The sequence below is a fragment of the Streptomyces sp. NRRL S-118 genome, from assembly GCF_000716335.1.
Taxonomy (GTDB): domain Bacteria; phylum Actinomycetota; class Actinomycetes; order Streptomycetales; family Streptomycetaceae; genus Streptomyces.
Genome location: NZ_JOBL01000104.1, coordinates 1 through 25831, shown reverse-complemented (window position 1 = coordinate 25831; position 25831 = coordinate 1). Strand labels below are relative to the sequence as shown.

At 72.2% G+C, this 25831-nt stretch carries 27 protein-coding genes; 23 read left to right on the top strand and 4 right to left on the bottom strand.

Translation table 11 applies throughout. The annotated features are described in order from the left end of the window. Positions 1 to 10: 10 nt before the first annotated feature. Together IH00_RS0101200 and mptB are read left to right on the top strand one after the other, a co-directional pair. Positions 11 to 814: an SDR family NAD(P)-dependent oxidoreductase gene (locus IH00_RS0101200; protein ID WP_031068548.1), complete on the top strand. Its 804-nt coding sequence runs from the start codon at positions 11 to 13 to the stop codon at positions 812 to 814. A gap of 120 nt (positions 815 to 934) precedes the next feature. After that, on the top strand, positions 935 to 2350 hold the full coding sequence (mptB, locus tag IH00_RS0101195) for a polyprenol phosphomannose-dependent alpha 1,6 mannosyltransferase MptB (protein ID WP_031068546.1): 1416 nt from the start codon (positions 935 to 937) through the stop codon (positions 2348 to 2350). Positions 2351 to 2369: 19 nt separating this feature from the next. On the opposite strand, the gene IH00_RS0101190 is transcribed toward mptB, so the two are convergent. Both IH00_RS0101190 and IH00_RS0101185 read right to left on the bottom strand, forming a co-directional pair. Further along, positions 2370 to 3989 (bottom strand): N-acyl-D-amino-acid deacylase family protein, encoded by a 1620-nt coding sequence (locus tag IH00_RS0101190; RefSeq protein ID WP_031068543.1) that lies wholly within the window; start codon positions 3987 to 3989, stop codon positions 2370 to 2372. Between the two features lie 12 nt (positions 3990 to 4001). Further along, positions 4002 to 5282 (bottom strand): alanine racemase, encoded by a 1281-nt coding sequence (locus tag IH00_RS0101185; RefSeq protein WP_031068541.1) that lies wholly within the window; start codon positions 5280 to 5282, stop codon positions 4002 to 4004. A gap of 129 nt (positions 5283 to 5411) precedes the next feature. Between IH00_RS0101185 and IH00_RS0101180 the strand changes: the two genes are divergently transcribed. The 3 genes from IH00_RS0101180 to IH00_RS0101170 are packed head-to-tail and all read left to right on the top strand — an operon-like array spanning position 5412 to position 7722. After that, the gene (locus tag IH00_RS0101180; protein ID WP_267882532.1) at positions 5412 to 6563 is read left to right on the top strand and encodes a sugar kinase; all 1152 of its coding nucleotides are present in this window, start codon (positions 5412 to 5414) and stop codon (positions 6561 to 6563) included. After that, the gene (locus IH00_RS0101175) at positions 6560 to 7321 is read left to right on the top strand and encodes an IclR family transcriptional regulator (RefSeq protein WP_031068538.1); all 762 of its coding nucleotides are present in this window, start codon (positions 6560 to 6562) and stop codon (positions 7319 to 7321) included. The genes IH00_RS0101180 and IH00_RS0101175 overlap by 4 nt, the downstream gene beginning before the upstream one ends. Then, on the top strand, positions 7318 to 7722 hold the full coding sequence (locus IH00_RS0101170; RefSeq protein WP_031068536.1) for a RidA family protein: 405 nt from the start codon (positions 7318 to 7320) through the stop codon (positions 7720 to 7722). The genes IH00_RS0101175 and IH00_RS0101170 overlap by 4 nt, the downstream gene beginning before the upstream one ends. A 92-nt stretch (positions 7723 to 7814) precedes the next feature. Here IH00_RS0101170 and IH00_RS0101165 read toward each other — a convergent pair whose 3' ends face one another. Next, a complete protein-coding gene (locus tag IH00_RS0101165; RefSeq protein WP_031068533.1) occupies positions 7815 to 9158 on the bottom strand; it encodes a M14 family metallopeptidase in 1344 nt (447 codons plus the stop codon). A 185-nt stretch (positions 9159 to 9343) separates the two neighbouring features. On the opposite strand from IH00_RS0101165, the gene IH00_RS0101160 reads away from it, so the two are divergent. Together IH00_RS0101160 and IH00_RS0101155 are read left to right on the top strand one after the other, a co-directional pair. After that, positions 9344 to 10636 carry an Nramp family divalent metal transporter gene (locus IH00_RS0101160; protein ID WP_031068532.1) on the top strand — a complete coding sequence of 431 codons (1293 nt, stop codon included), beginning with the start codon at positions 9344 to 9346 and terminating at the stop codon, positions 10634 to 10636. A gap of 11 nt (positions 10637 to 10647) precedes the next feature. Then, positions 10648 to 11091, top strand: a complete 444-nt coding sequence (locus IH00_RS0101155) for a hypothetical protein (protein WP_031068530.1) — start codon at positions 10648 to 10650, stop codon at positions 11089 to 11091. 4 nt (positions 11092 to 11095) lie between these two features. Here the strand turns inward: IH00_RS0101155 and IH00_RS0101150 are convergent, their stop codons facing one another. Continuing rightward, a complete protein-coding gene (locus IH00_RS0101150) occupies positions 11096 to 12790 on the bottom strand; it encodes a chitinase (RefSeq protein WP_031068529.1) in 1695 nt (564 codons plus the stop codon). A gap of 341 nt (positions 12791 to 13131) precedes the next feature. Between IH00_RS0101150 and IH00_RS0101145 the strand changes: the two genes are divergently transcribed. From IH00_RS0101145 to IH00_RS0101070, 16 genes are all read left to right on the top strand, one after another. Next, on the top strand, positions 13132 to 13992 hold the full coding sequence (locus IH00_RS0101145) for a hypothetical protein (protein ID WP_031068527.1): 861 nt from the start codon (positions 13132 to 13134) through the stop codon (positions 13990 to 13992). 114 nt (positions 13993 to 14106) lie between these two features. Next, positions 14107 to 14826 carry a Flp pilus assembly protein CpaB gene (cpaB, locus tag IH00_RS0101140; protein WP_031068525.1) on the top strand — a complete coding sequence of 240 codons (720 nt, stop codon included), beginning with the start codon at positions 14107 to 14109 and terminating at the stop codon, positions 14824 to 14826. 7 nt (positions 14827 to 14833) lie between these two features. After that, positions 14834 to 16084: a CpaE/TadZ family protein gene (locus IH00_RS0101135; protein ID WP_031068523.1), complete on the top strand. Its 1251-nt coding sequence runs from the start codon at positions 14834 to 14836 to the stop codon at positions 16082 to 16084. Positions 16085 to 16125: 41 nt separating this feature from the next. After that, a complete protein-coding gene (locus tag IH00_RS0101130; protein WP_031068519.1) occupies positions 16126 to 16500 on the top strand; it encodes a TadE family protein in 375 nt (124 codons plus the stop codon). Positions 16501 to 16503: 3 nt separating this feature from the next. Then, positions 16504 to 16863, top strand: coding sequence for a TadE family protein (locus IH00_RS0101125; RefSeq protein ID WP_031068517.1), 360 nt, complete (start codon positions 16504 to 16506; stop codon positions 16861 to 16863). Between the two features lie 40 nt (positions 16864 to 16903). Next, positions 16904 to 18244: a TadA family conjugal transfer-associated ATPase gene (locus IH00_RS0101120; protein ID WP_031068516.1), complete on the top strand. Its 1341-nt coding sequence runs from the start codon at positions 16904 to 16906 to the stop codon at positions 18242 to 18244. A 150-nt stretch (positions 18245 to 18394) separates the two neighbouring features. Then, a complete protein-coding gene (locus IH00_RS0101115; RefSeq protein ID WP_031068514.1) occupies positions 18395 to 19333 on the top strand; it encodes a type II secretion system F family protein in 939 nt (312 codons plus the stop codon). Between the two features lie 15 nt (positions 19334 to 19348). Continuing rightward, positions 19349 to 20239, top strand: coding sequence for a DUF5936 domain-containing protein (locus IH00_RS0101110; protein ID WP_031068513.1), 891 nt, complete (start codon positions 19349 to 19351; stop codon positions 20237 to 20239). Beyond that, a complete protein-coding gene (locus IH00_RS0101105; protein ID WP_052411108.1) occupies positions 20239 to 21507 on the top strand; it encodes a sensor histidine kinase in 1269 nt (422 codons plus the stop codon). Before IH00_RS0101110 ends, IH00_RS0101105 begins: the two co-directional genes overlap by 1 nt. Before the next feature lie 21 nt (positions 21508 to 21528). Beyond that, positions 21529 to 22458 (top strand): response regulator transcription factor, encoded by a 930-nt coding sequence (locus IH00_RS0101100; RefSeq protein WP_031068511.1) that lies wholly within the window; start codon positions 21529 to 21531, stop codon positions 22456 to 22458. 171 nt (positions 22459 to 22629) lie between these two features. Then, complete coding sequence (locus IH00_RS41545) at positions 22630 to 22869, top strand: hypothetical protein (RefSeq protein ID WP_234334723.1); 240 nt, start codon at positions 22630 to 22632, stop codon at positions 22867 to 22869. Continuing rightward, positions 22866 to 23516 carry a pilus assembly protein TadG-related protein gene (locus IH00_RS41540; RefSeq protein ID WP_031068508.1) on the top strand — a complete coding sequence of 217 codons (651 nt, stop codon included), beginning with the start codon at positions 22866 to 22868 and terminating at the stop codon, positions 23514 to 23516. Before IH00_RS41545 ends, IH00_RS41540 begins: the two co-directional genes overlap by 4 nt. A gap of 32 nt (positions 23517 to 23548) precedes the next feature. Then, on the top strand, positions 23549 to 24139 hold the full coding sequence (locus tag IH00_RS0101085; protein ID WP_031068506.1) for a hypothetical protein: 591 nt from the start codon (positions 23549 to 23551) through the stop codon (positions 24137 to 24139). Next, positions 24139 to 24780, top strand: a complete 642-nt coding sequence (locus IH00_RS0101080; RefSeq protein WP_031068504.1) for an OmpA family protein — start codon at positions 24139 to 24141, stop codon at positions 24778 to 24780. The genes IH00_RS0101085 and IH00_RS0101080 overlap by 1 nt, the downstream gene beginning before the upstream one ends. Positions 24781 to 24846: 66 nt before the next feature. Next, positions 24847 to 25278: a protein-tyrosine phosphatase family protein gene (locus tag IH00_RS0101075; RefSeq protein WP_031068502.1), complete on the top strand. Its 432-nt coding sequence runs from the start codon at positions 24847 to 24849 to the stop codon at positions 25276 to 25278. A 119-nt stretch (positions 25279 to 25397) separates the two neighbouring features. After that, positions 25398 to 25751: a hypothetical protein gene (locus IH00_RS0101070; RefSeq protein ID WP_031068500.1), complete on the top strand. Its 354-nt coding sequence runs from the start codon at positions 25398 to 25400 to the stop codon at positions 25749 to 25751. Positions 25752 to 25831: the final 80 nt, after the last annotated feature.

Below are 25831 nucleotides of genomic sequence, written 5' to 3'. Positions count from 1 at the left end.
CCATCCGCCCATGGAATCTCTGCACCGCTTCGGCGGACACGGCGTACTGATCACCGGCGCGGCCCGCGGCATCGGCGAGGCCACCGCCCGCAGGCTCGCCTCAGAGGGCGCCCGCGTCCTGGTCGCCGATCTCGACGGGGAGCTCGCGGGCGAGGTGGCGGACACCATCCCCGGAGCCGTGGGCCAGGCGTGCGACGTCGCCGACCGGGCGGCGGTCGAGGCGGCGGTCGCCCGCGCCGTCGAGACCTTCGGCCGGCTCGACGTGCTGGTCAACAACGCGTCCTCGTGCACGCCGGACGCCGGGCGCTTCGAGGACGAGGCGGACGAGGGCTGGCGGCGCGACCTGGACATCACGCTCGGCGGCGCGATGCGGTGCGCGCGGGCCGCCCTGCCCCACCTGGAGGCCTCCGGCCGCGGCGCGATCGTCAACATCGGGACCGTCAACGGCCTGCAGTCCTTCGGCAGCCACTCCTACAGCGCGGCCAAGGCCGGCCTGGGCTCGCTCACCCGCACCCTCGCGGCCCACGCCGCCGGGCGGGGCGTCCGCGTGAACCAGATCGACCCGGGAACCGTTCGCACCCGCGCGTGGGCGGGCCGCGAGCGCGGGCTCCGGGCGCTGGCCGACCGCGTCTACCCGCTGGGCCGGGTGGGTGAGCCCGAGGACATCGCGGCGGCCGTGGCGTTCCTGGCGTCCCGCGACGCCTCCTGGATCACCGGCACCGCCCTGACGGTGGACGGCGGCCTGCTCGCGGTGAACACCGGCTTCCGCCAGGCGCTGGACGCGACGGACGAGGCCCGGGAGCTCGGCGGATGAAGAACCCGGGCCGGCCCCGGATGACGGCGGCGCGTCACCCGGCGCAGGGACGCCGGAGCGCACCGCGACCGCGGCCTCCGGCGCGGGGGCCGGCCGGCCGGGCCGATAGGTTGGCCGGTCATGTGGGAGATGAGCGCGGTCGGGTACCGCCGACTGGGTGCGACCGGGTCGCTCGCGGCGGCCGCGGGCGGCTGGGCCGCCGGCAGCCTTCCCGCCCGTGACCCGTGGAACCTGTGGGTGCCGCACGGCACGGCGACGACCGTGGCGGCCGCCGTCCTCGCGTACGCCGGGCTCACGCTGCTCCTCGCCGCCTGGTGGGGGTACGGGCGGGTCGCCCGCGAGGCGCCCGTGCGCGAGACGCTGACGACGCTCGCCTGGTGGACCGCGCCCCTGCTGCTCGCGCCCCCGCTGTACAGCGCGGACGTCTACAGCTACATCGCCCAGGGCGCGATGGTGCTGGAAGGGCACGACGTCTACGCGGCCGGGCCGGCGGTCCTGGACCCCGGCGGCCCGGGCGGCGACGCGGCGGCGAGCGTCGGCGGCCACTGGACGCACACCCCCGCGCCCTACGGCCCGGTCTTCCTCGTGCTCGCCCGGGCGGTGACCTGGCTGACCGGCGGCACGATCGTGCCCGCCGTGCTCGGCATGCGGCTCGTCGCCGTGGCCTCGCTGGTCCTCGTCGTGTGGGCGCTGCGGAGCCTCGCCCGCGACCGGGGCCGCAGCGAGAGCGGAGCCCTGTGGCTGGGGGCGCTCAACCCGCTGCTGCTGATGCACGTGGTCGGCGGCCTGCACAACGACGGCGTGATGACCGGCCTGATGCTCGCCGGGATGGTGGGGGCCCTGCGCGGCCGCTGGGTCGTGGGCAGCGCGCTGATCGGCCTCGCCGCGATGGTGAAGTCCCCGGCCGCGGTGGCGCTGCTCTTCGCCGGCGTGGCGGTCGCCCGGACCGCCACCGGGCCGCGTGCCCGCCGTGTCGCCATGGGCCTGCTGGCCCCCGGCCTGGTGGCCGCCGCGGTCGCCGTCGCCGCGACCCTCCTCACGGGCACCGGCTTCGGGTGGCTGCGCACCCAGGGGGTCGCCGGGACGATCCACACGGCCCTGTCGGCCACCAGCGACCTCGGCCTCGCCCTCGGAGAACTGCTGCACCTGCTCCTCGGCACGGACCCCGACCCCGTCAAGGCCGCCGTCCAGCGCCTGGGGCTCGCGGCGGCCCTCGCGCTGATCGCACACCTGGCGTGGCGCTCGCTGCGCGGCCGTCCCGACCCGGTCCACGCCCTCGGCCTGGCCCTGCTCGCGCTGGTCGCCCTCTCCCCGATGGTGCAGCCGTGGTACCTGCTGTGGGGCATGGCCGCGGTCGCGGCCACCGCCGCGCCGGCCGGCCGCGTCACCCGCGTCCTGGTCGTGCTGTCCCTGGCCCTGCCGTACGAGACGCAGCCCTCGGGCCACACCCCGGCGTACGGCTTCGCCCTCGCGGGCGCCGCCTGCCTGCTCGGGGTGTGGCTCCTGCGCCGGGAGAAGAGCCCGGCCCGCGTATGACGCGCCGGCGGAGCCGCGGTCAGCGTGGGGTGCGGCGGACCGCGCGGCCCGCCAGGGCGTCCGTGCGGCGGCCGTCCTCGATCACGAAGCGGCCGTCGATCAGCACGTGGGGGATGCCGGTCGGCAGGGTGCGCGGGGCGTCGAAGGTCGCGCCCGCCGCGACCGTCGACGGGTCGAAGAGCACCAGGTCGGCGCGGTAGCCCTCGCGGACCAGGCCCCGGTCGGGGAGCCGCAGGCGGGCCGCCGGGCGGGAGGTGAGGTGCGCGACCGCCTCCTCCAGGGACAGCACGCCGAGCTCGCGCACGTACCGGCCCAGGTAGTGCGGGAAGGTGCCGTAGGCGCGCGGGTGCGGCTTGGCACCCTGGAGGATGCCGTCGGAGCCGCCCGTGTGGACGCGGTGGCGCATGATCGCGCGGACGTTCTCCTCGTGGCCCACGTGCTGGAGGACCGTCGTCCCGAGCCGGTCGCCGATCAGCAGGCGGCGGGCGACGGTCCACGGCTCCTCGCCGCGGGCGTCCGCCGACTGCCGGACGGTCCTGCCGACGAAGGCGGCGAGCGAGGGGTCGCCGACCCCCGAGACCTCGACGGTGTCCCATGCGACGGGCACGCCGTGGCAGCCGTCCGAGCCGAGGACCTCGAGGTGATGGCGGACGCGCTCGGCGGTCGCGTCGTCGCGCAGCCGGGCCAGGACCGCCTCCGGGCCGCCTTCGCTCGCCCAGCTCGGCAGCAACGCGACGAGGGTCGTGCAGCCGGGCGTGTACGGGTAGGTGTCCAGGGAGATGTCCGCCCCCGCGTCGAGCGCCGCGTCGAGCAGCGCGAGCAGCTCGGGCGCCCTGCCCTCGTTGACACCGAAGTTCATGGTGGCGTGGGCCAGGTGCAGCGCGCAGCCGGCCTCCCGCGCGAGGGCGACCATCTCCTGGTACGCCCGCAGTGCGCCCGCGCCGTAACTGCGGTGGTGCGGGCAGTAGTAGCCGTCGTACGCCGCCACGACCCGGCACAGGGCGGCGAGTTCGGAGTCGTCGGCGTACATGCCGGGCGTGTAGGTGAGACCCGAGGACATGCCGACCGCGCCCTGCTCCATGCCCTCGGCGACCAGCGTCTTCATCCGGGCCAGCGCGGCGTCCGTGGGCGGCCGGTCGTCCCAGCCCATGACGTGGGCGCGGACCGTGCCCTGCGGGATCAGGTACGCGGCGTTCACCGCGATGCCCTGTCCGCCGAAGTTCCGGTCCAGGCGGTCGAGGTACTCGCCGACGGTCCGCCAGTCGAAGTCGACGGAGGGGTCGCCGGGCCCCCCGCCGTTCCAGCCGGCGATGGCGGTGCGGACCTCGTCGAGGGTGCGGTCGTCCACGGGTGCGTACGACAGGCCGTCCTGGCCGAGCACTTCCAGCGTGACGCCCTGCGCGGCCTTGGCGCTGTGGTCGGGGTCGCGCAGCAGCGCCAGGTCGCTGTGGGCGTGCATGTCGACGAAACCGGGGGCGAGGGCGAGTCCGTGGGCGTCCAGGACACGCCGGCCCGGCAGCGCCGGTTCGCCCGGGGTGCGCAGGGCGGCGATCCTGCCGCCCTCGATGCCTACGTCGGCGCGGACGGAGGGGCCGCCCGTGCCGTCGACGACGCGGACGTCCCGTATGACGAGGTCCATGGCCACCGGGCCCTAGAAGAAGGTGCGGACGAAGTCGGCGACCGTGCCGTCCGCCTCCACGAGCGGGATCAGCTGCCACTTGTCGAACACCGTGCAGGGGTGGGACAGGCCCATCCCGACCCAGTCGCCCACCTCCAGCTCCGCCCCCTCGGCCGTGTCCAGCCAGGCGTGCTGGTCGGACAGGCGGCTGACCGTGATCCCGGTGGCCGGCCGGACCGAGCCGTCCCGCGCCGAGCGCACGACCTGCGCCTCGGGCAGGTGGAGGTCGTACGCCGCGTCCCGCTTGCCCGCGTTGACGAACGCCTGCCCGGCGGTCGGGCGGGACACCACCTGGGCCCACAGGCGGAACGCGGGCTGGAGGGCGCCCTCGTCGGGGACCCGGTTGAAGGGCGTGAGGGCGCGGTACTGGCCGTCGTCGTGCGACACGTACGCGCCGGAGCGCAGCAGCTTCAGCACCGGGCGGGAGAGCGGCGGCAGTTCGGCGAACACCTCCGCGACCGTGTCGAACCAGGCGCTGCCGCCGGCGCTGACGACGATCTCCTCGACGCCGGCCGGGAAGCGGCCCGCCGCGTCCAGGCGGGCGGCGAGCGCGGTGAGCCGGCGCAGCCAGTCCCGGACGGTCGCCCCGGTCGCCTGCGGTACCTCGCCCTCGTACCCGGCGACGCCCACCAGACGCAGGTGCCGGGCCGCGGCGACGGCCTCCGCGACGGCGTCGCAGTCGGCCTCCGTGCGTGCGCCCGTGCGTGCGCCGTCGCCCGCGCCCAGCTCGACGACGACGTCGACGGGGCGTGCCGCTCCGTCGAGCGCCTCGTCCATCAGCTCCACGCCGCGTACCGAGTCGACGTAGCAGACGAAGTGGAAGCCGGGGTCCTCGGCGAGCTCCCGCGCCAGCCAGCGCAGGGCGGCGGCGTCGACGAGCTCGTTGGCGAGGAAGATCCGCGGGACGCCGAACGCCCGGTAGACGCGCGCCTGGTGCGGTACCGCGGCGGTGATGCCCCACGCGCCGTACGCCAGCTGGCGGGCGAAGAGCTGCGGCGCCATGGAGGTCTTGCCGTGCGGGGCGAAGGCCAGGCCGTGCCGCTCGGAGTACGCCTCGAGGACGGCCAGGTTGTGCTCGACGGACTCGGCGGAGAGCGCGAGCACGGGGGTGGTGAACCCGCCGGTGAAGAGGTTGCGGCGCTGGGCGGCGAGCTCGCCGACGGTCAGGCCATCGGCGTCGAGCGGCAGCCCTTTGAAGCGGTGGTCGACACGCTCGTCCCGGAGGCGGTCGATGGTGTCGGCGGCGTCCGTCATGCGCGCCCTCCCTCTCTGCGGTGCACAGTTGCACATACTGCAATGGTCGTTGCGTATAACGCTTGCGGCTGTCTAACATCCGGCGCAACGCCGGGTCAATGGATCCGCCGCGCCCGTGAGGAGCCCAGCGTGACCGGAAGCGACGTCGTCTGTCTCGGCGAGTCCATGGTCGCCTTCCTGCCCTCGCGCCCCGGCCGCCTCGCCGACGTGCCCTCCTTCACCCGGGCCATCGGCGGCGCCGAGTCCAATGTCGCCTGCGCCCTGGCCGCCGCCGGGCACCGGGTCCGGTGGGTCGGCCGGGTCGGCGCGGACGGCTTCGGCGACCACCTGGTCGAGGCGATCGCGGCGTACGGCGTCGACACGTCCGCGGTACGGCGCGACCCGCTGCGCCCCACCGGCGTCTACTTCCGCACGGCGGCCGACCGCGGCACCGCGGCCCACGAGGTCGTCTACCACCGCGCCGGTTCGGCCGCGTCGGCCATGTCCCCGCGCACCGTCCCGTACGAGGACCTGCGGTCCACCCGCGTCCTGCACCTGTCGGGCATCACGGCCGCGCTCTCCCCGGGCTGCCTCGCCCTGGTGCGCGACCTCACCCGCCCGCGCCCCGGGCGGCCGCTCGTCTCCTTCGACGTGAATCACCGCCCGGAGCTGTGGCGCACCGCGCCCGCCGCCCCAACCGTGCTGCTCGACCTCGCCCGCGGGGCCGACGTCGTCTTCGTCGGCGAGGACGAGGCGGCCGCGGCGTGGTCCCTGCGCGGGGCGTCCGCGATCCGCGAGGCCCTCCCCGAACCGGAGGTCCTGGTGGTCAAGCAGGGCGCGCGGGGCGCGACGGCCTTCACCCGCCGCGCGGGCCACGTCCCCGCCCCCGCGCCCGGCTCCGCTCCCGCTCGCGGCCGGGCCCCCGCGCCGGGCCCCGCCCCCGCATCCGGCTCCGCTCCCGCCCGGGGGATCGCGCCCGCGCCCGGCTGCGCGCCCGCGGGCGACATCGTCGTCTCCGTACCCGCACCCCGGGTCGACGTCGTCGCGGCCGCCGGCGCCGGCGACGCCTTCGCCGCCGGGTTCCTCGGCGCGACCCTGCGCGGGCTCGGCCTGCGGGCGAGGCTGCGGCACGGGCACCTCGTGGCCGCCGCCGCGCTCACCGTGCCCGGTGACCTCGCAGCGCCGCCCGGCGCCGCACTCGCCGACCGGCTCGCGGCGCTGGACGACGACTCCTGGGGGAGACTGCACCTCGGCCCCGGCTGGACGCGGACCGGGGAGGACCTGGAGGTACGCACGCCATGAGCCAGACCGTCGACCGCGCGCTCAGCATCCTGCCGCTGCTCGCGCAGGGTCCCGCCGACCTCGGCCGGGTCGCCGAGGCCCTCGGCGTGCACAAGTCGACCGCCCTGCGGCTGCTGCGCACCCTGCACGAGCACGGCCTGGTCTACCGGCAGGAGGACCAGCGCTACCGCCTCGGCGCCCGGCTCTTCGCGCTCGCCCAGGAGGCCGTCGAGAACCTCGACATCCGCGGGATCGCCCACCCCCACCTCGTACGGCTGGGCGAGCAGACCGGCCACACCGTCCACCTGGCCGTGTACGAGGAGGGGGAGGTCCTCTACATCGACAAGGTCGAGAGCCGCTACCCGGTGCGGATGTACTCGCGGATCGGCAAGCCCGTGGCGATCACCGTCGCCGCGGTCGCCAAGCTGATCCTCGCCGACCTCCCCGAGGCCGAGCGCCGCGCCCTCGCCGCGAAGCTCGACTACCCCATGTACACGCCCCGTTCGACCCCGAACGCCGCCGCCTTCCTCACGGAGCTGGCGGCCGTCCGCGAACAGGGCTGGGCCTCCGACCTCGGTGGCCACGAGGAGTCCATCAATTGCGTCGCGGCCCCCGTTCGCGGCGCCGACGGCCGCGTCGCCGCCGCCATGTCCGTCTCGGCCCCCAACGTCGTCGTCACCGCCGACGAACTCCTCGCCCTGCTCCCGCTGGTGCGCCGCACCGCCGACGCCATCACCCGGGACTACTCCGGCACCACACCACCGAAGGACACCGCATGACCGAGAAGACCGCGCTCACCCCCGCCACCCACACCGCGCCGCCCGCCGCCTTCTCCCACGGCGTGCGCAAGGGCAACATCCTGCAGGTCGCGGGCCAGGTCGGCTTCCTCCCGGCGGTCGGGGGACGGGCCCCGGCCGTCGCCGGCCCCACCCTGCGCGAGCAGACCCTCCAGACCCTGGCCAACGTCGAGGCGGTGCTCACGGAGGGCGGCGCCACCTGGGACGACGTGATGATGATCCGCGTCTACCTCACGGACACGGCGCACTTCGCCGAGATGAACGAGATCTACGACGAGTACTTCCGGGACCTGACCGTGCCCCCGGCCGCCCGCACCACCGTCTACGTCGGCCTCCCCGCCGGCCTGCTCATCGAGATCGACGCCCTGGCCGTCCTGGGCTGACAGCCGCGCCGGGGCGGCGCCGGGCGGGGCGCGACCGGACGGAGCCGTCGCGGCAGGGCGGCGACGCCCGTGCCACGACGGCCCTCGCGCCGTCAGGCGCAGTACTGCTGCTCCTTGCCGATCGACCGGTACATGCAGTCCGCGTTCTCGATCAGCTGCAGCACCGCGTCACGGTTGCGGCCGGTCTCGCGCTCGATGACCTCGTCGGGCGGGTAGAAGCCGCCACCGCCGGAGCTCCTCGGGTACATCTCGAAGGTGTAGCCGAAGATCTTGTGCGCGCCCCAGAGGTAGTCGTCGATCGACCCGTCGGTGACGTAGAGGTCGCTCGACTGCTGCGGGGTGTACCCGTTGCTCGCGGCCATCTTGCGGCCGACCGCCGCGAAGGCGTCACGGTCGTCCTGGGTCAGGCCGGGGGCCGTGTCGTTGTACGTGTAGCCGTACGGCCACAGCACGAGCTCGCTGTACGTGTGGAAGTCGATGGCCGCCCGGATCTGCTGCTTGCCGCCCACGGCGCGCGAGCGGACGAAGTCGGCGACGACCTTCACCTCGGGGGCGGACTCGGGCGCCGAGCCGCGGTAGGTCTCGGAGCCGTACGAGCCCGAGGAGCCGCCGCAGCAGCCCCACTTGAAGTTCCAGTTGCGGTTCATGTCCGTGCCGACGTACGAGGAACCGGAGTTGGGCTGGCGGTTCTTGCGCCAGCTGCGGTAGGAGCCGGAGGCGATGTCGTACTCGCCGCCGTCCGGGTTGAGGTCGGGGATGATCCAGAGCTCACGGTTGTCGACCGCGCTGGTGATCCGGGAGTCGGTCGCGTACCCGGCGCCGAGTTCGCGCAGCAGGTACAGCGCCATCTCGACGGTGAGGTGCTCGCGGGCGTGCTGGTGGTGGGTGAAGAGCACCTCGGGCTCGTTCTCGTCCGTCGCCACGTTGTCGCTGATCTTGATGGCGACGATGTCCCGGCCCTGGTACGTCTTGCCGATGACCCGGCGGCTCATGATGTTCGGGTACTGCTGGAGCCGCTGGGCGATCTCCGCGTTCATCTCGGCGTAGTTGTGGTACCGCGCGTCGGCGGAGGGGAAGTCCAGGGCGCCGACGGACTTCCCGCCGGACCGGTCGGGCGGCGCGGGCAGGGCTTCGAGCGCGTACCCGAGGGCCCGCAGCCGCTTCGCCTGACCGGTGTCGGCGCTGACCACGACCGCGTGGGAATCGACCTCGTCGATCGAGACACCGGTCGCGGCGAGGGCGGTGCGCTCGGCCGCGGTGGACGGGCCGTGGATCTCGTACTGCCGGATGACCTCCTCCGTGGTGGCGGCGGGGGTGGCCGGCACGTCGGCGGCCGTCGTGGTGGTGGCGGCGAGCGGTGCCACGACGGCGAGCGCCAGTAAGGCCGTGAGGGTGGCGGACCTTCTGCCGTGCGCGCCGCGTATGCGAAGTCGCATGCTTGTCGTCTCCTGGGTGGGGGGTACGGGGGGCTCTCCCCGTGCGAGGCATCGTCCGGCCCTGGCATGAGCGCGTCAAGGGTCGGCTCCGGCCAAGGTCGCGTCCGGCCGGTCCCCTTGCGGGATCGCCGAGGACCCGCTTTCGTGACGGAACGTCGACGATCACGAGCGGAAGGTGGCCGGACATGGCAGGTGCAGAGACCGTACGGAGCGAGGAGACCGGCGGGAGCACCGCACCCCGCAGGCCGAGCTGGCGCTCCATCGGCCCCGGGATCGTCGTCGCGGCCACCGGCGTGGGCGCCGGCGACCTGGTCGCGACGCTCATCGCGGGCAGCAAGTTCGGCTACACGCTCCTGTGGGCCGCCGTCATCGGGTGCCTCGTCAAGATCGCGCTCGCGGAGGCCGCCGGCCGCTGGCACCTGGCCACCGGCCGCACCCTCTTCGACGGCTGGCGGAGCCTCGGTGCCTGGACGACCGTCTACTTCGTCGGGTACGTCGTCGTCTGGGGCTTCGTCTACGGCGCGGCCGCCATGTCCTCCAGCGCGCTGCCGCTGAGCGCGCTCTTCCCGGACGTCATGGACCTGAAGTGGTGGGCCGTGCTGTGCGGCCTGACCGGGCTGGTCTTCGTCTGGTTCAACCGCTACGCCGTCTTCGAGAAGGTCATGACGGTCCTGGTCGGCGTGATGTTCGTGGTCACCGTCTACCTCGCCGTCCGGGTCACCCCGCACCTCGGCTCGGCGGTGGCCGGCCTCGCTCCGGTCCTGCCGGAGGGCTCGCTCGTCTACACCCTGGGCCTGATCGGCGGCGTCGGCGGCACCATCACGCTGGCGGCGTACGGCTACTGGGTGAACGCCAAGGGCTGGACCGACATCAGCTGGATCAAGGTCATGCGGCTCGACAACCGCGTCGCCTACATCACCACCGGCATCTTCGTCGTGGCGATGCTCTTCGTCGGCGCCGAGCTGCTGCACTCCTCCGGCGTGGCGCTGGCCAAGGGCGACAAGGGGCTCCTCGACCTCGGCGAGGTCCTGGAGGCCCGGTACGGCACCGCGACCGCCAAGCTCTTCCTGGTCGGCTTCTTCGCCACCTCCTTCACCTCCCTCATCGGCGTCTGGCACGGCGTGAGCCTGATGTTCGCCGACTTCGTCACCCGCTTCCGCAAGCAGCGCGGCGGCGGTGACGCGGCCACGGTCGTGCAGCGCGAGAAGTCGCTGCCGTTCCGGGCGTACCTCCTGTGGCTGACCTTCCCGCCGATCAGTCTGCTCTTCCTGGACCAGCCGTTCGGCCTGGTGATCGTGTACGGCGTGATCGGCGCGTTCTTCATGCCGTTCCTGGCCCTCACCCTGGTCTGGCTGCTCAACTCGGAGCGCACGCCGCGGGAGTGGCGCAACGGCATGCTCAGCAACGCCATGCTGGTCGCGGCCGGGCTGCTGTTCGTCGTGCTGTGCGTGCAGCAGGTGCGGGAGCTGCCCTGGTAGATACTGCAGGCATGAGCATGCCGCCACCGCCACCGGGCTTCGGGCCCCCGATACCCGTAGCGCAGCCGTACCCGCAGCCGTACCCTCACCAGCCTCAGCCGCCGCAGCCGCACCCGTATCAGCAGCCGCACCCGTACCAGCCGCCCCAGCCCGCCGCCCCGGCCGGCGGCCCGGAGTTCGTCGCCCACGACCGGCACAACTCCGTCGTCGTCGACCCCTCCGGGATCGGCCTGGAGGTCAACGGCCACACCATGGACTTCCCGTGGGCCGGGGTCGCGACGGCGCACTTCGCCCCCGCGCCCCACGGCCATGTGCTCATGGTCGCCGTACGCCACCCCGGCGGCATGCTCTACGAGTGCCGGGTCACCGCACGCCGCAGGGCCCAGCTCGACCAGTGGCTGGCCGAGCTGGGCCCCGTACTGCACCACTACCTGGGGAACCGCCCGCCCGGGTGAGGGGCTACGGCAGGTTGTGCACGTGCGGGCCCACCGCGCCGGACCAGGCGTTGCCGGCGGTCGCGTCCCAGTTCGTGGACCAGGTCATCGCGCCGCGCAGCGCCGGGTAGGTCCTCGACGGCTTGAAGGAGCCGCAGCCGGTGCCGCGCGTCAGGCAGTCCAGCGCGTTCTTCACCACCGACGGGTCGACGTACCCGCTGCCCGCGCCGCGCGGCGAGGCCGGGACGCCGAGCCCCACCTGCGAGGCGTCCAGGCCGCCCTCCAGCTGGATGCAGGCCAGCGCGGTCAGGAAGTCCACCGACCCCTGCGCGTAGACCTTGCCGTCGCAGCCGAGCATGGAGCCGCTGTTGTAGTACTGCATGTTCACGACCGTGAGGATGTCCTTCACGGCCAGCGCGGTCCTGAAGTACTCGGTGCCGGTGTTCTGCATGTCGATGGTCTGCGGCGCCATCGTCAGCACCATGCCCGGCCCCGCCTTCGCCGACAGCTGGCGCAGCGCCCTGGTCAGGTACGTGGAGTTGATCCCGTGCTCCAGGTCGATGTCGACCCCGCTGAAGCCGTACTCCTGCATCAGCGCGTACGCGCTGTTCGCGAAGGCCGTCGCCGACGCGTCGCTGTTGATGGTGACGTTGCCCTTCTCGCCGCCCACCGAGATGATCACCGACTTGCCGGCGGCCTTCTTCGCCGCGATGTCCGCCTTGAAGTCGGCCACCGAGGCGTAGCCGACGGCCGGATCGAGGTTGAAGACGATCTGGCCGGGCGTGGCCGTCGAGTCGGCGAACGAGACGGCGATGATGTCGTACTGCGCCTGCACGTCCCGCAACTTCTGCACCCTCGCGCCGTTGTCGAAGTTCTGCCAGTAGCCGGTCACCGCGTGCCGCGGCACCGCGGGGTTCGGGTTCGTCCCGCCGTCCGACGTCCTGCCGGTCACCACCGCCGACCTCGCCGACTCGCCCGCCGCGTTGGCGGCGCTGACCTGGAAGCCGTACGAGGTGTTCGCGGCCAGCCCGGTCACGGTGGCCGAGGTCCCGGTCACGGACTGCACCTTGGTGCCGTCGCGGTAGACGTGGTAACCGGTCGCCCCGGGGACGGCGTTCCAGCTCAGGGCGACGGACGACGAGGTCACCGCGCCGGTGGTCAGCCCGGCGGGCGTGGCGGGGACCACCGGGTCGGGGTCGCCGCCCCCGCCCCCGTCGGGACCGAAGACCGAGACGTCGTCGGCGTAGTAGGCGGCCTGCCCGTACCAGCCGTGCGTGTAGACGGTCACCTGCGTGGTGTTCGCGCCGGTGGTGAAGCGGGTGGTCAGCTGCTTCCAGCCGGCCGAGTCCGGCGTCCACGTCGACACGTCGGTGGTGCCGGTGCCGCTCGCGCCGAGGTACGCGTACCCGCCCTGCACCCAGGCGCTCAGCGTGTACGTGGAGTTGGGCCGGACGGTCACGGTCTGCGCGCAGCGGGCGTTGTCCTGCCCGCCGGGCGTGGCCCTGAGCGCGGCGGTCCCGGCGTGCACGGGGGAGGAGACCGTGGTGCCGCTGCCCGCCGAGCAGGTCCAGTTGGCGAGCCCGGCCTCGAAGCCGGCGTTCCTGGCGACGTTGACGTCGGCGGCGTACGCGGTGCCGGCTCCGCCGGTGACCGCCAGGCCGGATCCGACGGCGAGTGCCAGGGCACCACCGAGCCATCTGCGTGAGCGTGAGCGGTCCACTTGCTGCCTCCGGTGGGGGAGTCGGGGGTACGGACGGAGAACGGTGGCCACCGCTGGCGTAAAGTTGGTCCAGACCAATCGCGTTGTCAAGACCTCCGGCAGCGAGGCGTACCTGAGGGCCCATCACCCGTTCGGATGGTCCGGATGACCGGCGACAGGCGCGGCCCCTTCGGAACTCCCGTCCCGCAAGCGTCCCGAAAGGTGTTCTCTGCCTCGTAGGACGTGGATAAAGTGCTGGGCAGAAGCAGTAGGGAAGCAGCACGTAGCAGTGCGTAACTGCGGCCTCCGGACCCCCGGCGGCCGGAGCCGAACGGGGAACCAGCGTGCCGACCGCAATAGCCGTGACCAGCGCCGACCTGGTGCTGCCGCCGACCGACCACCACACACCCACCGCGGCGCTGCTCCAGGCGCCCGGCGACCAGCCCCTGGACGCGGCGCTCGCCGACATGCAGGTCCTGGTGGAGCAGCACGGCTACGTCATCGCCCTGTACCCGGCCTCCGTGCCGGTCGCGCACGAACGGCGGCTGCACACCGTCCGGTCCGTCCTGGAGAGCGACCGGATCGCCCTGCTGAAGCTGGACCTGCCGCCGCTCGGGGTCGCGGTACTCGTCCGGCAGCTGCGGCAGTTGTCGGTCTGCGACTTCAGCGCCGGCGTCATCGCCTCGGCCGCCCGGCTGCTGTCGCACTACATCTACGCGGGCGCGCTGCTCAATTCCGTGACCAAACTGGACCGGGTCCCGGTGAGCCTGAAGACGCACGCCAAGTCGTGGGTCCCCGGTTCGCAGTTCGGCGTGCTCGCCCATCCCCACCCCCAATTGGTGAAGATCGGCACCGGCGAACTCGCCGGACCCGAATTCGGCACGCACCTGCTGGTCGCCAAAGGCCAATTGCCGTCGGACTGGGCGACCACCGTGCTCGCACCGGCCTGGCGGGTCCAGGGCGTACAGGAAGCCCCGCTGCCCGCCGATTCCCCCGGGTGGTGGGGAACGGCCAAGCTGATCGAATTCGCCGCCTTCCTGCCCGACATCTCGGTCCTTTACCAGCTGGTCTCCTCGGTGAGACGCGAAGTGTGCACCTGGTGCGGGATCGAACTCATCGGTGATCGTTGCGGATTCTGCTCCGCGCCGCTCACGCCGCCCGAGAACCGGAACCGGCCCGACGGTGTCCTGAACCATGGAACACCGATGCGCCACGGGTCGTAGCACGCACGCCGAGGCCGCGATGCCGCCCCCCGGGGGTCCACGGCCGCGTACGGCCCCGTGAGAAAGCCCGCACGTGCACGCCAGCCACCGTCTCCCAACGAGGTTGTCCCGCTCATGAATTCACGGCAACGCCGCGGCGTCATTCTGCTCCTCCTCTCCGTGCTGTGCGCATTGGGCGCGTTCGCCGGGGTTCTTTCGGTGATCAGCGATGTGAATTCCAAGGTCGGACCGGAAGTCACCGCGTACCGCGTCAAGACGGACGTGGCCGCCTACACGGCATTGCAGCCCGCCCAGTTCGAGAAGATCAAAATGCCGGAGCGCTGGCTCTCCGAGAACGCGGTGACCGACCTCGGCGTACTGGACGGAAAGATCGCCGTCACCCAGCTCCGCAAGGGCTCGCTGCTCCAGAACGACATGATCGTCAAACGACCCGCGCTGGAGAACGGCCAGCAGGAGATCGCCATCATGATCGACGCCGCCACCGGCGTCGCCGGCAAGATCACCCCCGGCTCGCTGGTCAACATCTTCGCCACCTTCGACGACGAGGGGAAGGGCAAGGGGGAGATCGCCGAGTCCCGCATCATCGTGACCAACGCCCGCGTCATCGACGTCGGCAAGCTCACCCCGCTGGAGCCGAGCCGCGACGACCGCGGCAGCCGCGCCACCGAGGCCGTGCCCATCACCTTCGCGCTCAACACCCTCGACGCCCAGCGCGTCGCCTTCGCCGAGTCCTTCGCCGTCCACGTACGGCTGGCCCTGATCGCGGACGGCAGCCCGACCACCCTCCGCCCCGGTGACGGCACGTACACCCTCGAAGAAGACAAGAACAAGTGAGGGCCGGATGACCACACGCATCCTCCCGGCCGTCGGTGACGCCGACGCCGCCCGATCCATCACCACGCTGCTCAGCCAGCTCCCCGACGCGGAGCCGGCCGGGCCGGTGGGGGACTCGACCTCGCTGCTCGACACGCTGGCCCGGCTCGCCGCCGAGTCGCTCGACGAGCTGCCCGAGGTCGTGCTGGTCCACGAACGGATCGGTCCGGTCCCAGCCCTGGAGCTGATCCGGGAGGTCGCCCTCCGCTTTCCGGCGGTCGGGGTCATCCTCGTCACGTCCGACGCGAGCCCCGGGCTGTACTCGGCCGCCATGGACTCCGGCGCCCGCGGCCTGGCCGGACTGCCGATGTCGTACGAGGAGCTCGCCCAGCGCGTCCAGGCCGCGGCCTCCTGGTCGACCGGCGTACGGCGCCACCTGGGGCACGGAGCCGGTGACCTCCACACCGGCCCCGGCGGCACGGTCGTCACCGTCAGCGGGGCCAAGGGCGGGGTCGGGACGACGGTGCTCGCCGTCCAGCTCGCGCTGGCTGCCCGCGCCTCCGGCATGAACACCGCGCTCGCCGACCTCGACCTCCAGGCCGGCGATGTCGCCTCCTACCTGGACGTGCAGTTCCGGCGCTCCGTCGTCGACCTCGCCGGCATCCAGGACATCTCGCCGCGCGTCCTCCAGGACGCGCTGTTCTCCCACCCGACCGGCATCGGGCTGCTGCTCGCCCCGGCCGAGGGCGAGCGGGGCGAGGAGGTCGACGACCGCGCCGTACGCCAGGTCGTCAGCGCGCTGCGCCACCGCTACGAGATCGTCGTCGTCGACTGCGGCACCCATATGGACGGGGCCAACGCCGCAGCCGTCGAGATGGCCGACCTCACCCTGCTGGTCACCACCCCCGACGTGGTCACCGTACGGGCGGCCAAGCGGATGGTGCGGCTCTGGGACCGGCTGCAGATCCGCAAGGCGGAGGAGACGGTGACCGTGGTCAACCGCCACACCCGCAACACCGAGATCCAGCCCCCGCTCATCGAACGCATCACGGGCACCCGTGTCACCCGCACCGCCGTGCCCGCCGGCTTCAAGGAGCTCCAGGCGGCGGTCGACGCGGGCCGGATGCAGGACCTGGAGGCCAAGTCCGCGGTGAAGCAGGCGATGTGGGCGCTGGCCGGGGAACTCGGACTGGTGAAGGCGCCCGAAGGCGTGGAGAAACCGGGAAGGTTCCGGGGCGACCGCGGTTCGATCGGCATGCTGCGTAGCAGGAACAAGTGACGGGCAACGACGGCATCGCGTTGAGGGGGGCACGTCGAGTCATGGCACTTCCGAGGACGGGACGTCTCGACGACCGGGGGCAGACGGTCATCGAGTTCACCGGCACGCTGCCCCTGATCCTGGTGACGCTGGCCCTCCTGTGGCAGGCGGCGCTGGTCGGCTACACCTTCTCGCTCGCGGGCAACGCGGCGGACAAGGGCGTGCGCGCCGGCACGGTCGGCGGGCCGGCCGCCTGCCAGGCCGCGGCGGGCGAGGACATGCCGGGCGCGTGGGCCGCCGAGTACGACTGCCGCGAGGAGGGCGACACGTTCCGGACGACCGCGAACGTGCAGGTCCCGCTGCTCTTCCCCGGCGGGTTCGACCTCCCGATCTCCATACCCGGCGAGGCCGCCGCGCCCCTCGAGAGCAGGTGGTGACCCATGCGCGCGATCCGGTACCCCCGCCAGGAACGGGGCCAGGCCGCCATCGAGTACGTCGGCATGCTCGGCCTGCTGCTGTTCGTGGCCATGGCCGTCGTCCAGCTCGGACTCGCCGTGTACGCGGCTCAGCAGGCGGGTACGGCGTCGCGGGCGGCCGCCAGGGCGGTGTCGCTGGGGGAGGGCAGCGCCCAGCAGGCGGGCAGCGCGGCCATGAGCGACTGGCTGGAGAAGGGCGCCACCTTCCGGGGCGGCCCGGCGGGCGACGAGGTCACCGTCGAGGTCACGGTCGCCATTCCCTCCGTCGTACCCGGCATCGACTTCGGCCCCGTACGCAAGAGCACGACCATGCCCAAGGACTGAGCCACGCAAGCCACCGCAGTACCAGGGAGTTGAGGACGAGATGAGCCTGCGGGCGCGCATCAACAGCCCGGAGCCGACGAAGGGCCACACCGAGGGCGACCACCTCGTCGGGGTCTACCGCGCCAAGCTGCTCGAGGAGATCGACCTCGCGGAGATGTCGGCCCTCGCGGCCGCCGAGCGCCGTGCCCGTCTGGAGCGCGTCCTCGGCCACATCATCAGCCGCGAAGGCCCGGTCCTGTCCACGGTCGAGCGCTCCCAGCTCATCCGCCGCGTCGTCGACGAGGCCCTCGGGCTCGGCATCCTGGAACCGCTCCTGGAGGACGCCTCCATCAGCGAGATCATGGTCAACGGCCCCGACCAGGTCTTCGTCGAGCGGGGCGGGCGCCTGGAGCAGCTGCCGCTGCGGTTCTCCTCCACCGACCAGCTGATGCAGACCATCGAGCGCATCGTCTCCACCGTCAACCGCCGCGTGGACGAGGCGAACCCGATGGTCGACGCCCGCCTCCCCAGCGGCGAGCGCGTCAACGTCATCATCCCGCCGCTCTCGCTCAGCGGCCCGATCCTCACCATCCGCCGCTTCCCGCGGGCCTTCACCCTCCAGGAGATGATCGGCCTCGGTTCGCTGGACGAGCACATGATGATGCTGCTCGCCGGGCTCGTCCGGGCACGTTTCAACCTGATCGTCTCCGGCGCCACCGGCACCGGCAAGACCACCCTGCTCAACGCCCTCTCCGGCCTCATCCCAGACGGCGAGCGCATCGTCACGATCGAGGACTCCGCCGAGCTCCAGCTCCAGCAGTCCCACGTCATCACCCTGGAGTCCCGCCCCGCCAACGTCGAGGGCAAGGGTCACGTCTCCATCCGCGACCTCGTGCGCAACTCGCTGCGCATGCGCCCCGACCGCATCATCGTCGGCGAGGTCCGCGGCGGTGAGACGCTCGACATGCTCCAGGCGATGTCGACCGGTCACGACGGATCGCTGGCCACCGTCCACGCCAACAGCGCCGAGGACGCGCTGATGCGTCTGCAGACCCTCGGCTCCATGTCCGAGGTCGAGATCCCGTTCGTCGCGATCAAGGACCAGATCAACAGCGCGGTCGACGTCATCGTCCAGCTGACCCGCAGCGCCGACGGCGCCCGCAGGATCACCGAGATCGCCGTGGTCGACTCGCACGGCCGTGAGGAGTACCGGATCGTGACCGTCTGCCGCTTCCACGCCCAGCCGATGACCGCCGACGGGCGGATCCACGGACACTTCGAGTACTTCCCGCTGCCGCGCCGCACCGCCGAACGGCTCTACATGAAGGGGGAGGCCATCCCCGCGGCGTACGGCGTCGCCCAGTCCGAGGAACAGCTGGCCCTGCGCCGGGCGGTCGCCTGACCCGGAACGCCCGGCGCGCGGTCCCGCACCCCGGCACCCCGCCCGGACCGCGCCCGCTCCCTCCGCGCCGCCGCCCGGCCCGTCCGCTCCCTCCGCCCGGCCCGCGTCCGCCGACGCCCACACCGTCCCCGACCCACCTGGACACCCGACATGGACAATCTCCCCCTCCTGACTCTCGGCGTCACCCTGCTGGCCTGCCTCACCGCCGTCGTCGGCGTGCACGTCTACACCTCGGGCAAGGCCCACCAGCAGGTCCTCCTGGAGCGGATGTCCCAGACCGGCCAGATCGCCCTCCCGGGCCGCCGCCGCCGCTTCGCCGGCATCGACCGGCGGCTGCGCCGCACCGCGTTCGGCAAGCGCATCGAGCGCAGGATCACGACGACGGGACTGGACCTGACGGTCGGCGAGTACGCCGTGTACGTCGTCGCCGCGCTGCTCGCGCTCTACTTCATCGCCGGCTCCGTCTTCGCCCCCTTCTTCGGACTGATCGCGGCCGTCATCGGCCTGTGGGGCGCCAACGCCTTCCTCAACTGGCAAGTCCTCAAGCGCACCGAGGGCTTCATCAACCAGCTCCCCGAACTCACCCGCGTCCTCGCCAACGCCACCCAGGCCGGCCTCGCCCTGCGGACCGCCATCGCCATGGCAGCCGAGGAACTCGACGACCCGGCCGGGGAGGAGCTCAAGCGGGTCGCCGACCAGCTCGCCGTCGGCCGGTCCCTCGACGACGCCCTGGGCGACCTCGTCGAACGGCTCCCCTCCCGCGAGCTGACCGTCCTCGTGACCACCCTCATCCTGTCCAACCGCGCCGGCGGCACCATCGTCTCCTCCCTGCGCAACCTCACCGAGACGCTGGAGGAACGCAAGGAGACCCGGCGCGAGGTCTCCACCCTGCTCTCGCAGGTCAAGGTCACCGCGATCATGGTGCCCGTCCTCGGCCTCGGGTTCCTGATGATCATCAACTCGATGCGGGCCGGCGCGCTGGACGACATGACCGGCGCCTTCGCCGGCAAGGTCGCGGTGATCATCTCGGCCGGGCTGTACGCCCTCGGCTTCTTCCTCATCAACCGCCTCACCCGTGTACGGATCTGAGAGGGGACGACACCTGTGGAACTGCTCCTCGCCGCCGTCGCGGGACTCGCCGTGTACGGCGCCTTCCACGGCATCCGCATGTACCGCGCCGACGCCAAGCTCCCCGGCGACCTCGCCATCGCCCTGGAGGTCGGCGCCACCCGCACCACCGCCACGGGCTCCGCCATCGACCGCATCGGCATGCGCCACGCGCCGCGCGTGCTGCGCATGATGGGCCCCAAGCGCGTCGACAAGGTGCGCCGCAAGCTCGACATGGCGGGCAACCCCGGCGGCATGACCGTCGACCGGTACGCCGCCCGGCGCGCCGTGTACACCGGCCTCGGCACGATCTCCGCGCTGGCCATGCTCATGAACGGCCAGCTGGTGCTGGCGGTCCTGCTCTTCGTGTACGGCTGGTTCTGGACCGACGTCATCATCCGGTCGGCCATCAGCCGCCGCAAGGACGACATCGAGCGCACCCTGCCCGACTTCCTCGACGTCCTCGCCGTGGTCGTCTCCGCCGGCCTCGGCTTCCGGCAGGCCCTCGAACGCGTGGCGGAGAAGTACGAAGGCCCGTGGGCCGACGAACTGCGCATCACGCTGCGCCAGATGGACATGGGCGTCAGCCGCCGGGACGCCTTCGAGCAACTGCGCCGCCGCAACCGCTCCGAACAGGTCTCGATGTTCGTCTCCGCGCTCCAGCAGGGCGAGGAGCTGGGCGCGCCGATCGTCGACACGCTGATCCAGATCGCCGACGACATGCGCCGCACGGACGCCCAGAACGCCCGCCGCAAGGCAGCCAAGGCCGTCCCCAAGGCCACCCTCATCGTCACCAGCTTCATGCTGCCCGGCACGATGATCCTCATCGCGGTCGGCTTCTACTACGCCTCGGGCGTCAACTTCGACGACATGTTCGGCGGCGTCTGATGGACGCCGCGCCCTCCCTGCCCCTCCAGGTCAACGCGCTGCAGGCGATGTGCCGCCAGGTCTTCGGCTTCCGCATGGCGATGATCGCGCTGGCCGTCCCCTTCTCGCTGGGGGGCACCACCTCGCGCCTCGGCACCTGGCTGGTCGTCGCCGCCGTGACCGTCACCTTCATGGTGTCGTACGCCCTGCTGCGCGACTGGGAGCGGTTCGGCCCCGTCCTGCTGCGCCACCCCGCACTGCTCGCCGTCGACATGCTCTTCGGCGCGCTGCTGCTGGTCACCGCCTCCCCCGCGTCGACCCTCGCGTACGTCACCATCTGCACACCGCTCCTCGCGGGCCTGGTCTACGGCTGGCGCGGCGGGGCGGTCTTCGCCGTCTGCCAGTCGCTGGTCCTGGCCGGCGCGTACGGCGTCAGCGACAAGGTGGAGCTCAACGCGGACGCGCTGCTGCTGCCGGGCCTGTGCCTCATCACCGGCGCGGTCGGCAGCGCACTGCGGGGCCTGGTGCTCGGCTTCGGGGCGGCCAGCCAGGCCCTGACGGAGGCGCGGGCGCGGCTCGCCGTCCACGAGGCCGTCGAGCAGGAACGGGCCCGGCTCGCCCGCGAGATGCACGACTCCGTCGCCAAGACCCTCCACGGCATCGCGCTCGCCGCCGACGGGCTCGCCGGCTCGGCCGACCGGATGGACCCGCGCACGCTCAAACGCCAGGCCGAGCTCGTCGCCCGCTCGGCGCGGCGGGCCGCCGCCGAGTCCCGCGAGCTGCTCTCCGACCTGCGTCGCGACTCCGGCCTGGACGGCGGCGTCGACGTGCTCACCGAGCTCGCCGCCCGCACGGCCGACTTCGCCCGCCGCCATGACGTCCGCGCGGAGTTCCGCCGACTGGGCGCCGCGCCGCCGCCGCCCGTGCCGCAGGTCGTCGCCCGCCATCTGCTGACCATCGCCTCCGAGGCCATGGAGAACGCCCACCGCCACGCCCGCCCCACGTATGTCGACGTCTCGGCGGGCGTGGTGGGCGACGTCCTGCGCGTGAGCGTGTACGACGACGGGCGGGGTCTGCCGGCCGGCACGAGCCTCGACCAGCTCAAGCGGGCCGGCCACTTCGGGCTGGTCGGCATGGTCGAGCGCGCCGCCTCGATCGGCGCGCGCATCCGCATCGGCCGGGGCCGTGCGGCGCACGGCACGGAAGTGCGCCTGGACATCCCGGTCCGGGCCCTGACCCCGGACCCGCCCCCGCTGCCGTACATCCCGAAACAGCCCATCACCACCTGAGACGAGGAAGGAGGCCGCACCATGCCGGACGACATCTCACACAGTTCCGGTCACCACTGGACACACCAGACGCAGGTGTCGCAGCACACCTCCACGGCGTCCGGGGAGTTCCCCTCACTCCCCACCCCACCCGTGCTCCGGGTGGTCGTCGCCGACGACAACCCGGTGGTCCGCGCGGGCCTGACGGTCCTGCTGTCGGGCCGGGACGACATCGAGGTCGTCGCCGAGGCGGGCGACGGCCGCGAGGCGTACGACGCGACGGTCCGGCTCCGCCCGGACGTGGTGCTGCTCGACGTCCGCATGCCGGGTGTGGACGGCATCTCCGCGCTGCCGCACCTGGTGCGGCTGGCACCGGTGCTGATGATGACGTACAGCCGCGAGAGCGCCATCGTCCACGAGGCCCTGCGCCTGGGTGCGGGTGGCTACCTCGTCCACGGCGAGTTCACGGCCGATCAGCTGGTGGCCGCGGTCCGCGACATCAGGCAGGGCCGCCCCCACTTCACCCCGACGGCCGCGGGCGCCCTGCTGGCCACCGTGCGCGACGGCACACCGCCGCAGGGTGCGGGTCCGTTACCGGACGGGCTGGGCGCGGCGTTCACCGCATCGCAGCCACCGTCTGCACCCGCACATCCGTCGCCGGAGTCCCCCTCTCACGACGCTGTGCGTGAACCGCAGTTGAGTGCGCAACGGTTTGCTGAAAAGCCTTCGCTTTCGCAAGCGAATGTGGCACATTCGTCTCCAGGCGTACTCACCGAGCTGAGTCAGAGGGAGGTGGAGGTGATGGACCTGATCGCGTCGGGCCTGACCAATCAGCAGATCGCCGCCACGTGCTTCATCAGCCAGAAGACGGTCAAGAACCACATCAACCGCATCTTCGCCAAGCTCAACGCCACGAGCCGCGGCGAAGCCATCGCCATCTGGCACGGCGTCCGCCGAGGGGGCCCGGCATGAGGACCCTGAAGGCCCAAGCCCCTGAATGGGCCCGCGGTTGGGCCCTGAGGCCCATGTGGGCTCGCCCTTCCGGGACGTACGTTCTCGGTGTCGCCAGCGGGACCGGCCAGGAGGAAGCCGGTACCGCCCGTGACACCACGAGGACGCACGCCGACACGGGAGGGGCACACCATGATGAAGGACGCCACGCTGAAGGCCGTCACCACGACGCAGGTCTACATCGGCCACTGGGCGAACACCCGCGTCGAGAAGATGAGGTCCCGCCGGGACCGCGGCCAGGGTGCGATCGAGTACGTGGGCATCACGATTCTGGTGGTGGCGATCGTGGTGGCCGTGATGAACACGAAGATGGGCGAGTCGATCGCGAACAAGTTCAAGGAAAAGATCGACGAAGTGCTCAACGGTGGGTGACGGGAACGTCCCGTCGCGAGTCGGGGCAGGCCACACCGCTGTACATCACAGCGGTCGTGGGCCTGCTCTTTCTTGCGTTGGTCTTCTTCGCGTTCGGTCAGGCGGACGTCACCCGGAACGGCGCGCAATCCGCGGCCGACGCGGCTGCGCTGGCTGCGGCCCGGGAGTCCAGGGACCAGTTCGAGGACGAATTCCTCGCGAACATCCTGACGCCCGGTTACCTCGATGACATCTTCGGCGGCGACTTCATAGGCAGGGTGTACGGATGCAACGCCGCGAGCCATTACGCCACACGCAACGAGGCGGAACTGCTCGGGTGCGACCCGACGGCTGACGGCCGCTGGGCCTTCACCGTGAAGGTCAGGTCCAAGGAGTCCATGGGCACCAGCATCATCGAGGGAACGGACGAGAAGCACGCGGAGACCACGGCCACGGCCGTGGTCGAACCGCTGTGCACTTTCGAGGCAGCGGAACAGGATGACAATCCGGATGACGGGGGCGACGGTGACGCGGGCGAAGGAAACGCCGGACCCGTGTCGCCCGGCGAGCTCGTCTGTGACGGTGGGAGATGGGATATAGATCCGGGGAACCTGGACCTCCTCCCGGACATGTCGGATCTTTTCACCGTCAGGCTGGCCGAGGACTGACCGCGAATGACGAGCACAAAGGAATGGCAACCATGAACATTCGGCATGCAAGGACAGCGCGTCGAACGGGCGCGGCCGCCCTGCTGGCAGCGAGCCTGCTCTTCACAGCGGCTTGTGGAGGCGGTGAAGGGACCGGTGGGCAGGAGGGGAACAAGCAGAGCTCCGAGCCTGCCGCCAACCAGAGCTCAGCCGATGATGGCGGTCAGACCTTGCCGGACAAGAGCAAGACGCTGGCCACGCTCAAGGGCGACAAGGGCCTCGACATGGTGATCCACGAAGCCAAGCGGGACCAGGGGGGGTTCCTTACTGTCTCGGGCGAATTCAAGAACACCTCCGGCAGCCGGATCGTCACGCCGGTGCAGTGGAGCGGTCAGGAGCGCGAGGTCGCGTCCACCGGACCGTCCTTGGCTGCGATGACGCTGGTGGACTCGGCGGGCAAGAAGCGCTACTACGTCCTGCGCGACACCGACAACCGCCCGTTGACCACGACCGGATACGACTCGGGCATCGATGCGGGCAAGAGCCTCACCTTCTTCGCCCAGTTCCCCGCGCCGCCGGCCTCCACCACCACGGTCGACCTCCAGTTCCCCGGCTTCCCGAACGCTCCGATTGAGATCTCCTGATGAGCACGGCCACCACCACCCACCGGAGAATCCGCGCCCGCGTCGCCGTCACCGTCGTCGCCGGGGCGCTCGCGTTCGGGATCGGGGTCGCGCCCGAGGCGATGGCCGAGGACAGTCCGTACCCGTCCGCGTCCGCCACGCCGCCGGTCGAGGTCGATCCGGGCGACGCCGACCTGAAGCTGCCCGACGGGGCCACCCTCGCGCCGCCCAAGGTGCTCGACATCAAGTCGGTCGTCGAGGACCTGGCCGGCGAGGAGCGCCGTGAGGACACGAACGCCGACATCAAGTTCGCCCTCCAGGCCGAGGTGCTGTTCGGCAAGGACAGCGCCGCGCTCTCCGGCAACGCCAGCGCCCGTATCGCCGCGATCGCCGCGGAGATCAAGAAGCAGGACGCCCGGAAGGTCCGCGTCTTCGGCTTCACCGACAACCTCGGCTCCTCCGCCCACGGCGACGTGCTGTCCAAGCAGCGCGCCGAGGCGGTGCACAACGCCCTGTCCAAGGAGCTGACCGCCGAGGGGATCACCTTCGAGATCAGGGGCTACGGCGAGCAGTACCCGATCGCCGACAACAGCACCGAGGAAGGCCGCAAGAAGAACCGCCGCGTGGAGGTCTCCTTCCAGCGCGGCGCTACCGGCGGCTGACAGAGGAAGCCGGGCCGCTTCGCCGGATGCGGCCCGGTCGTCCCGCACAGGATCTACGGTGGACGGGTGACCGAGACCTGGAACGCCACCGACTCCGGCGTCCTGCGGCTGCCCTCCGGGAGGCTCGTCCGCGGCCGCGGGCTCCGCCGGCCGCTCCCGGCCGGCCCCCCACCGACGTACGCCGTCCACCTGCTCGGCAAGCGGCCGCCCGAAGTCCCGTGGGAAGCGGAGTGGATCCGCTGGCCGGACTTCCGGCTGCCCGCCGACCGCGCACACGCCCTGACCGTCCTCCGCGAGGCGTGGGAGCGGGCGGCCGGCGAGCGCGTCGAGATCGCCTGCGGCGGAGGCCGCGGCCGTACGGGCACCGCCCTCGCCTGCCTCGCCGTACTGGACGGCGTCCCGGCCGACCGGGCCGTGGAGTTCGTCCGCCGGGAGTACGACCGCCACGCCGTGGAAACGCCCTGGCAGAAGCGCTACGTCCGGCGCTTCACCGGCTGACGGGACCGCTGACGAAAACGCTGGCGGGACCGCTGGCGGAACCGCGGACGGAGTCGCCGGCGGGGCCGACGCGGAAACCGCCTCGCCGGGCGGCACCAGCTGCCGCTATCGTCCGGCGCATGTCTCTCCCACCCGCGACGACGACCCTGTGGCGCCCGACCGGCCCTGACGAGCTCCGGCTGGTCGAGGAGTCGGGGTGGCGCGCCTGGCCGCCCCGGCTGCCGGAGCAGCCGATCTTCTACCCCGTCCTCAACGAGGACTACGCGATCATGATCGCGCGGGACTGGAACGTGAAGCACAGCGGCGCCGGGTTCGTGACCCGCTTCGAGGTGGAGTCCGACTTCCTCACGAGGTACCCCGTCCAGCAGGCCGGGGGCCGGACCATCCTGGAGCTGTGGGTCCCGGCGGAGGAGCTCGACGAGTTCAACCGGCACATCGTCGGCACCATCGAGGTCGTCCACGAGTTCCGCTGACCTGTTCCACCCCGACTGGGCCCGTGGGCCCATGACTTGGGAAGCCGGTGCTTCTAGCGTCGGCCGTATGGTGTGTCGGA